The organism is Streptomyces sp. NPDC051172, assembly GCF_040682555.1.
Lineage (GTDB): Bacteria > Actinomycetota > Actinomycetes > Streptomycetales > Streptomycetaceae > Streptomyces.
The window spans coordinates 1-1,330 of record NZ_JBFBBE010000362.1; the positions used below are offsets into that span (position 1 = coordinate 1).

The 1,330-nt window shown below is 70.4% G+C and carries 1 protein-coding gene; it reads left to right on the plus strand.

Annotated elements, in window-relative coordinates; genetic code table 11:
- Positions 1-54 precede the first annotated feature (54 nt).
- Positions 55-1,330: IS66 family transposase (locus AB0N07_RS51125; protein WP_365847857.1), on the plus strand; the 1,276-nt coding region annotated here is incomplete at its 3' end.

Consider the following 1,330-nt stretch of genomic DNA (forward strand, 5'->3'; position numbering starts at 1 on the left):
GTGACTGCTCAGCAGGTCGTGTGACCTGCCGCTGATCGGATCGTTGGTCTGTTCGTGGGCCTGTCGAAGCGTCGTCCGTCGTACGACGATCTCGTGCGCGTGATCGCGGATCAGGCCCGGACGATCGAGCGGCTGGAAGCCCGGATCGTGGAACAGGACGCAGAGATCGCCGAGTTGAAGCGGCGTCTAGCGATGGACTCGACGAACTCCTCGAAGCCGCCCGGCTCGGACTCGCCGTTCCGTAAGCCGCCGCCGCGCTCACAGCGCCGTGCCTCGGGCCGCAAGCCCGGTGCCCAGCCGGGACATGAGGGCACCAACCTTCAGCGGGTCGCCGACCCGGACGAGATCGTCGAGCACCGGCCGGCCGCCTGCGAGGGCTGCGGAATCACTCTCGCCCCGGATGCTGCGGCCTCGGGTTTCGGCTGGGGGCAGGTCTTCGACCTGCCCGAACCCCGCCTGTTGGTCACCGAGCACCGGATGTTGAAGGTGCCGTGCGCCTGCGGTGCGGTGACCCAGGCGCCTGTTCCCGAGGGTGTCAGTGCGCCGGCCCAGTACGGGCCCGGCATCACCGCGCTGGCCGTCTATGCCCAGGTCCAGCAGCATCTGCCGTCCGCCCGCACCACCGCCCTGGCCGCTGACGCGTTCGCCGCCACCTTGTCCGAGGGCTTCGTGAACGCCGCCGTCGAACGCGCCGCGATCCGGCTGGCCCCGTTCGCCGAACGGATCACCGCCCTGCTCCAGCAGGCCCCGGTCGCCCACTTCGACGAGTCCGGCATCCGCGTCGCCACCTCGCTGCACTGGGTGCACGTCGCCTGCACCACCGCCCTGACCTGGTACACCGCCCATCCCAAGCGCGGGAAAAGGGCGATGGACGCGGCCGAGGTCCTGCCCCATTTCACCGGCACCGCCGTCACCGATGCCTGGACCTCGTACCAGACCTACGATGCGCTGACGTCGGCGCTCTGCAACGCCCACCTGCTGCGCGACCTCGACGGCGTCCATGCCGCCGACCCGGCAGGCCAGGTCTGGGCGAAGGCCGCCGCCGACGCACTCACCGACGCTCTCGCCGCCTGCCACCAGGCCCGCGAGAACGGCCAACTCGCCCTGCCCGCCGAGGTGACCGCCGCCTTCGAGAAACGGTTCGACCAGGCCGTGAAGGCCGGACGGTCCGCCAACCCCGACCCGCCACCCGGCGGGAAGAAACCCTTCGCGCGCCAGCTCGCCGACCGCATGGTCCGCCGGCGCGACGACTTCCTGCGCTTCCTGCACGACCTGACGGTGCCCTTCACCAACAACCAGGCCGAGCAGGACATCCGCATGATCAAAATCC